The organism is Kluyvera sp., assembly GCF_965301105.1.
Genome location: NZ_CBDKZX010000126.1, coordinates 1 through 6868 on the forward strand (window position 1 = coordinate 1; position 6868 = coordinate 6868).

Below are 6868 nucleotides of genomic sequence, written 5' to 3' on the forward strand. Positions count from 1 at the left end.
TCGCCGCACGCACCAGACGCTTGGTCCCTTCTTCGGAGCACGGCTTGATGCCGATACCGCAATGTTCCGGGAAGCGAATTTTCTTCACGCCCATCTCTTCGCGCAGGAATTTGATCACTTTCTCTGCATCCGCGGAGTCCGCTTTCCATTCGATACCCGCGTAGATGTCTTCGGAGTTTTCACGGAAGATAACCATATCGGTCAGTTCTGGGTGTTTAACCGGGCTCGGGGTACCCTGGTAGTAACGAACCGGGCGCAGACAAACGTACAGGTCGAGTTCCTGACGCAGCGCAACGTTCAGAGAACGAATGCCGCCGCCAACTGGCGTGGTCAGTGGGCCTTTGATAGCAACGCGGTAATCACGGATGAGATCCAGCGTTTCTGCTGGCAGCCATACGTCCTGGCCGTAGATCTGAGTGGATTTTTCCCCGGTGTAAATTTCCATCCAGGAAATTTTACGCTCGCCTTTGTAGGCTTTCTCAACAGCGGCATCAACCACTTTCAGCATTGCCGGAGTCACGTCAATGCCGATACCGTCGCCTTCAATAAATGGGATAATCGGATTGTGTGGCACATTCAGCTTGCCGTCTTTCAGGGTGATTTTTTGACCTTCCGCCGGAACAACTACTTTGCTTTCCATTCACCTCTCCTTCGAGCGCTACTGGTGTGCTCGTCATCCTTTACGCCACAGGTTCTTGCCGCTACTACACCCACTCCACCGAGTCTGGAGATGCACTGTCTTACCGTCTTCCTGCAACACAAAGAGTTAGAGCATTTTTGTTAATGTTTTGTAATAAGCCTGTCAATACTACCTGATTGTTTGGCGCCATGAAAGACTCTCGTTCTTAGGCTATAATGCGCGAATCTATAAAGCCTGAAAATACTATGATTAAAACTTCTTTTAGAAAACACCGGGTTGAGCGATTCAGCTCGAAACAAGGCGCTAAGCCGCGCCGGGATAACCAACCAAAACGCGTCATTCTGTTCAATAAACCCTATGATGTTTTGCCGCAATTTACCGACGAAGCAGGCCGCAGCACGCTGAAAGATTTTATTCCCGTGCAAAATGTGTACGCTGCCGGACGTCTTGACCGCGACAGTGAAGGCCTGCTGGTGTTAACAAACGATGGTGCCTTACAGGCCAGGCTCACGCAGCCGGGTAAGCGGACGGGGAAAATTTATTACGTTCAGGTCGAAGGAGAACCGACGGACGATGCGATAGAGGCATTGCGTCATGGCGTCACCCTGAACGATGGGCCAACGCTACCGGCCGGTATCGAACGCGTGGACGCACCCGAGTGGCTGTGGCCGCGTAACCCGCCGATACGCGAGCGTAAATCCATCCCGACGGCATGGCTGAAAGTGACGCTGTATGAAGGCCGCAATCGCCAGGTACGGCGGATGACCGCTCACGTAGGCTACCCGACGCTGCGATTAATTCGTTATGCAATGGGTGGCTACACGCTCGACAACCTCGGCAACGGCGAATGGCGGGATGCCAGCGGCGAGCACGAATAGTGCTCGCCAGGCCTTAGATATCAGGAAATATCGGGAACGATGATACTTTTGTATTTTTCGAGTACCGGCGAATTGATATCTGAGGCATTCTTCAGTTGCCACAGGTTTCGGCTAATCCCGTCATTGACCAGATAGATGACGCCGGTTTCAATGGCCGACATCAGGCACAGCATCACCGGTTCATTCACCGTATACCCCACTTCCCCCTCCAGCAGACGCTGGAAGTCGATATAGCGGAATACGCCGGCCTGGAACTCGTAGGAGAGAATGGTTTTACTGGTATTCACGGAAGAAAGGACTTCGCCCGTGCTAACATTAACCACCCTCAGGTTAACGGCGATCTGATCGAGCTGATACTGCGTGCTGGCGCCAATGCCAAAGTATCGCGCCCCCGCCCCGCCCGATTTCACATTACTTTCGTAACCGATGATCGAGCCTTCAATCAGGATATTTGCCGCCACCAGCGATGGCAGCTGACTGCGATTATTCTCCGCGACAGTGCCATTTTCTTGAGCCGCGCGGATAATTTTGCGCTCATTGAGCAAGTTCTGTAGTCCCTGACGCTCCAGCGGAGTAAACCAGTTGGAGTCTTTCAGCGCCGAAACCAGCATGGCGGTGGCGCTCTGCGGGACCGAGGTTGAAAAGTTACTCGCCGGGTAGGGTTTGAACTGCCCGGTTTCATCCTGGATATTGTAAACTGAGACAAACAGTTTCCCCTGCGGTGGCGGCAGATGCGTTAGATCCTGGTAACTCTGCGAGCGCGGCAACAGCGTGGGTTTTGCCGCCTGTTTAGGTGGAGAGGTAATGCAGCCCGTCAACATCAAAAGGCTAATTAAAATGACCACAACGCCGGTTATATTTTTCATCTCAGCATCTCGCCACTGATTAATATGTTGAAACACTGCTCAGGCCGCTGACCTGAATAGAGGAAGTTTTTCCGGAAGAGCGATCAAGAATATTCATCATTAATTGACCATCGGTATTGGTGATATCAACAATAAAGTCTTTCGTCACCAGCCGTCCGGGTTTACCGCTAGAAAGGTTGCCCATCAGGCTGCCAAGGAGCTGCGATTGAACAGCAGAGGTGAAATTATCAAGCGATGAGCTTGATGTTGCGCTGCTCCAGTCGTAAGCATTTGGATCTTTATAGGAGTTTTGCGCGTTAGCCTCCGAAAGCAAAAAAGAACCATTATTGGGGTTGCCGCCAAAATTAGGGTTAATAAACTGGAAGGTCAGGTTCCCAGCCTGGGCGGTTGTAGATAAAAAACCAATGCCAAGAATCAGAGAAAGCACTTTCATAGTATGCTCCTAGAACTCATCTTTGGTTAAGTCGCCGGTATTTAATAACGCTTTATTAATGGCGCGTTTCTGCAAAGCCTCATACACGGAGGCTAGTGCGACATTAACTTGTTTATCAAAGTCATTGTGACCAGGAAATAAGAACGTCTGATACAATAAATCTTGATCGACTTTAATGGTTATCCAACTGCCCCATCGGGCGCTGGGCCGTTCATTAATCGTAATGGCGCCGGGGTATTCTTCCTCCCAGTGTTCGGTGAATGCTCTATAAAAATCGTGCCCCACGCGAGTGATAGTATTATCCGTCACCAGCCCCGGCACTTCTATTTCTGCTGCGGCGCTGGCGCGGATTACCAGTAGCATCATTAATGCCACCATTACCACTATCAATTTTTTCATGATTAGCGTCTAAGGTTTTCGTTGGCCCAGGTAACTGCCTGCGTTCTGTTTTTTACAGATATCTTGCGAAAAAGATTATATAAATGTGTTTTCACAGTATTCTCACTAATAAATAGCAGACGGGCAATTTCAATATTAGAAGCGCCCATGCGCAGTTTATTAAGAATATCTTTCTCGCGTTGTGTCAGGCCGCTGGTATCGTCATGGTATCGATAACTGCCTGACTGATTAATAAGATAGCTGGTAAGATCGTGAGGGAAATGGCAACCACCGTTCATGACATTGCGAATGCCATTCACTAAAGTCTGTTCATCTACGGAAAGATGGAAAACGGCACTGATTCCAAACCAGGACTCAACCTCATGAAAGTGATAGTCCTCTGGCATATTAATCAACAATACTTTGACTTTTTCTCGCAATCGCCGGAGTTCGCTTTGCCAGAGTAGCGTTCTTTTTTTATCTGACTCACTCAGATCAAACAGAACCAGAATGCGCTCGGCGTCAGGTTGCTCAAGCATTCTTTGAACATTCTGTATTTTGACATTTATTGGTAACGATGTTTTGAGTTGATGAACCAAAGCAGTTGCCTGCAATGACGGTCTTGTTATTAACAGCAAAATATCGTTATGCACCTGTTCAGTTTCTTTCGGCATTATGAAATCCCATCCCGATTGCTGCCCTGAACGCGGACTCTTTCTGCTATGCAGGTAATATGCATATGCAGAAAGAGTCGCGGTTCTGTGTAGTTGCTGAATTAATAGGTATGACAATAAAGGGTGTAAAGCACAGAAGTCATGCTTCTTCCCAAAGTGCTGCAATACAGTTCAATCTAGACATTCGAATTTTTATCGCAAGAACTATTTGTGTTTCAAAATGTAACAAGAAAATGTCATTTTATTTCAGAAAAATGCGTTATTCATTATGATTTATATAAAAAATGCGTTTTATCCTTTCCCATAAGGACTGTATTAGTATGCGTATTTACACTCCAGACGATTCAAGATATGCCATCTGCTGCCGAAAATGGCGCTCGCTGTAAACATTATTTTCCACGATGGGGCTTAGCGTGGAATAATTTAGCTTAGGATCTACAACAAATACGTTTACCCAGTCACCCTCGCCGGGCTAATTAACATGGGCTGACTACCACACCGCGCCTGCTATCTCATCCCTGGAACCTCATACTATTGACTGACGTGTCTTTTCAAAATACGTAATCCAGGCGAAAACAGGGAATATATCTCCTGGACATACTCAATCCATAAATCAGCGCTACCGCACTCCGTCACGGATTAAGGTATCGCTGGTTTAACTCCTGACTTTAACCGTTGGTTAAATCAAGGTGCCATTATGAAACAGTGGTTATTAATAATACCCTTATTGGGCTGTTCATATCTGGCGACCGCGGGAGGCGATCTTGCTGGCTCTGAGTTTTCGGGGCTGAATCAATATCGTCAGAACTACGATATGGTAGCGATTACTGGTCAACATGGCAGTGGTAATAACGCGGCTATTAATCAGTCAGGCTCGCATATTTACGGTTCTATTTCCCAGGTTGGTGGATATAACAACGCGATATTAAACCAAAATGGTTTTAATAATCGCGCGGCAATAGCTCAATACGGTAACGGTAACAACGCGACGGTGAGTCAATCAGGGACGAATAATTCTGCTGTATTGGTCCAGGTAGGATCGGCAAATCAGGCGGATGTTACACAAACCGGTTTTGATAACTCTGCGAAGATTGTCAGCAAAGGCGTTGGCAATATTACGCAGATTAATCAAACAGGCACAAGCCGCGGCGCGGCCGTTGTGCAAAATTCGGCAGGAATGGCAATTCGTATTACCCAAAATTAGTGTTTTAACTGATTGACCAATCTCTAAACCTATGGGGTATCTCAATGAAAACGTGGAAAATTGTTATTTTGTCATCGCTGTTAGTCTCTGGAGTCGCAGTCGCCGGGAATGAGGATAAAGGCGGTGGTAGTTGGCCTCCAGGAGGGGGTAGCTCCGGCGGCTCTGGCGTTACGCTTCCAGACATCCCGCTGATTACGGGCAAAGCACCTATCGTGCCGCAAAACGGCAAGTGGGATCAGGCCATCCATATTTACCAACCGGGCACCGGCAACTTCTCCCAGGCTAACCAGGCAAGCTCATCAGGATCCGTCATTGATGTCCATCAGTACGGCAATTATGGTAGCTCCACGGTAAACCAGACGGCGACCAAAAGCGCGGTATTCGTCAACCAATATGGTACGGGTAACCAATCTTTGGCCACACAGAACGGTACAACCAGTTCAATCAGTGTGACTCAGAAAGGTACGAATAATACCTCTTCGGCAACACAGCAGTTGGGCGGCGCGGGTAATGCGATTGTGGTGTCACAAGACGGCATCGCCAACAGCTCCGGCGTTAAACAATCCGGTACCGGTAATTCAAGTTCGGTGCTACAGACAGGCAACCTCAATTTGTCTGATATTGTTCAGGCGGGTAAAAACAGTATTGTGGATGTACAGCAGACTGTGGGCTCGAACAAATCTTACGTCACTCAAAGCGCTAATGATTCAGCTATCTTAGTCGCTCAGACGAATGCCGGTAACTTCAGTAACGTCAACAAGACACACAACACCGCTGTGACCTACGTTCAACAATCCGGTCTCGGCAACACCTCTTTCGTTAATCAGAACTGACCCACATAGCCGGATGAATATTCATCCGGCTTTTTTCTCTCAATGACGAGGCCGATTATGCATCTTCTGCTTATTGCCGCTGCGCTCAGCAACCAGCTGTGGTTTGAAACCCAACAGCAGGACGATACGCTGGTGGTTACCCCCATGGCCACGCTGACGGATGACTGCAGCTGCCAGATGACCATTAACGTGATTCATCAGGGGCAATCGGGGCAGAGCAACAGCAGCCAGAGCGGCAATGTGATTATAAAAGGGCAGCATCCGCAGCCGCTAGCCAGCATGATGCTGGATATCCCCCACGGCGAATGGACGCAAATCACCGTCACCTTAAGCGATAATAAAGGCATTCTTTTACAACAGAGCTGGAGTTCACCGGCGAAGGTTTGATTTCCCCCACCTCTTCTTTATATCCTTATCGTCTCTCTCCCCCGATAAGGATGCCGCATGTTTAAACCTCACGTTACCGTCGCCTGCGTGGTCCACGCCAAAGGCAAATTTCTCGTGGTTGAAGAAACCATCAACGGTAAAGCGCTATGGAACCAGCCAGCCGGCCATCTGGAAGCCGATGAAACGCTGGTACAGGCCGCCGAACGCGAGCTATGGGAGGAGACCGGCATTCGTGCAACGCCGCAGCACTTTATCCGTCTGCACCAGTGGATTGCCCCGGACCGTACGCCGTTTCTGCGTTTCCTTTTTGCGATTGAACTTAACGATCTGTGCCCTACCCAGCCGCACGATAGTGATATCGATCGCTGCCTGTGGGTCAGCGCGGAAGAGATCCTTCAGGCGAAAAATCTGCGCTCTGCGTTGGTGGCGGAAAGCATCCGTTGCTATCAGCAGAACGAGCGCTATCCGCTGTCATTAATTGGCGCGTTTAACTGGCCGTTTACCGAGGGTGCCAAGTAACGGGCTGCGTGCTAGAATATGCCGCCTTGAAGTCCAATGTCGTGAGTATTCCAATG

At 48.8% G+C, this 6868-nt stretch carries 10 protein-coding genes; 5 read left to right on the forward strand and 5 right to left on the reverse strand.

Annotated elements, in window-relative coordinates; genetic code table 11:
• Window positions 1-640: isocitrate/isopropylmalate family dehydrogenase (locus tag ACW14G_RS21645; protein ID WP_455648787.1), on the reverse strand; the 640-nt coding region annotated here is incomplete at its 3' end.
• A 215-nt stretch (window positions 641-855) separates the two neighbouring features.
• Here ACW14G_RS21645 and rluE point away from each other — a divergent pair.
• A complete protein-coding gene (gene rluE, locus ACW14G_RS21650) occupies window positions 856-1518 on the forward strand; it encodes a 23S rRNA pseudouridine(2457) synthase RluE (RefSeq protein ID WP_249021989.1) in 663 nt (220 codons plus the stop codon).
• A 20-nt stretch (window positions 1519-1538) separates the two neighbouring features.
• Here the strand turns inward: rluE and csgG are convergent, their stop codons facing one another.
• From csgG to csgD, 4 genes are read right to left on the reverse strand one after another with little or no spacing between them, the layout of a single operon-like run.
• The gene (gene csgG / locus ACW14G_RS21655) at window positions 1539-2384 is read right to left on the reverse strand and encodes a curli production assembly/transport protein CsgG (RefSeq protein WP_163448795.1); all 846 of its coding nucleotides are present in this window, start codon (window positions 2382-2384) and stop codon (window positions 1539-1541) included.
• Between the two features lie 19 nt (window positions 2385-2403).
• Window positions 2404-2817, reverse strand: a complete 414-nt coding sequence (gene csgF / locus ACW14G_RS21660; protein ID WP_163448796.1) for a curli production assembly/transport protein CsgF — start codon at window positions 2815-2817, stop codon at window positions 2404-2406.
• Window positions 2818-2826: 9 nt separating this feature from the next.
• Complete coding sequence (gene csgE / locus ACW14G_RS21665) at window positions 2827-3216, reverse strand: curli production assembly/transport protein CsgE (protein ID WP_163448797.1); 390 nt, start codon at window positions 3214-3216, stop codon at window positions 2827-2829.
• Between the two features lie 2 nt (window positions 3217-3218).
• Entirely contained in the window at window positions 3219-3869 is a 651-nt protein-coding gene (csgD, locus tag ACW14G_RS21670) for a biofilm master transcriptional regulator CsgD (protein WP_163448798.1), read from the reverse strand.
• Between the two features lie 697 nt (window positions 3870-4566).
• On the opposite strand from csgD, the gene ACW14G_RS21675 reads away from it, so the two are divergent.
• Genes ACW14G_RS21675 through ACW14G_RS21690 form a run of 4 tightly spaced genes read left to right on the forward strand, consistent with a single transcriptional unit; the run spans window position 4567 to window position 6812 of the window.
• On the forward strand, window positions 4567-5073 hold the full coding sequence (locus ACW14G_RS21675) for a curlin (protein WP_249021990.1): 507 nt from the start codon (window positions 4567-4569) through the stop codon (window positions 5071-5073).
• Window positions 5074-5117: 44 nt separating this feature from the next.
• The gene (locus ACW14G_RS21680) at window positions 5118-5906 is read left to right on the forward strand and encodes a hypothetical protein (RefSeq protein WP_455648788.1); all 789 of its coding nucleotides are present in this window, start codon (window positions 5118-5120) and stop codon (window positions 5904-5906) included.
• A 57-nt stretch (window positions 5907-5963) separates the two neighbouring features.
• On the forward strand, window positions 5964-6293 hold the full coding sequence (csgC, locus tag ACW14G_RS21685) for a curli assembly chaperone CsgC (RefSeq protein ID WP_223802362.1): 330 nt from the start codon (window positions 5964-5966) through the stop codon (window positions 6291-6293).
• A 57-nt stretch (window positions 6294-6350) separates the two neighbouring features.
• Window positions 6351-6812 (forward strand): NUDIX hydrolase, encoded by a 462-nt coding sequence (locus tag ACW14G_RS21690; RefSeq protein WP_223802361.1) that lies wholly within the window; start codon window positions 6351-6353, stop codon window positions 6810-6812.
• The last annotated feature ends 56 nt before the right edge of the window (window positions 6813-6868 follow it).